The sequence below is a fragment of the Bacteroides caecigallinarum genome, assembly GCF_021531075.1.
GTDB classification, from domain to species: Bacteria; Bacteroidota; Bacteroidia; order Bacteroidales; family Bacteroidaceae; genus Phocaeicola; species Phocaeicola caecigallinarum_B.
Window position 1 is genome coordinate 1 of the sequence record NZ_JADYTJ010000182.1, and the last position, 248, is coordinate 248.

The 248-nt window shown below is 46.8% G+C and carries 1 rRNA gene; it reads left to right on the forward strand.

What is annotated here, in order from left to right:
• Positions 1–23 precede the first annotated feature (23 nt).
• A 23S ribosomal RNA gene (locus I6E11_RS14980) occupies positions 24–248 on the forward strand; the annotation flags it as partial.

Consider the following 248-nt stretch of genomic DNA (forward strand, 5'->3'; position numbering starts at 1 on the left):
AAAAACAGGGTGTGTACGTGATAATGAAAGTAAGCAAGGGCGCATGGCGGATGCCTTGGCTCTCGGAGGCGATGAAGGACGTGATAAGCTGCGATAAGTCACGGGGAGGTGCAAATAACCTTTGATCCGTGAATTTCCGAATGGGACAACCCGATATCCTGAAGGGATATCACCTTACGTTTGTAAGGGGCTAACGCAGGGAACTGAAACATCTTAGTACCTGCAGGAAAAGAAAATAACAATGATTC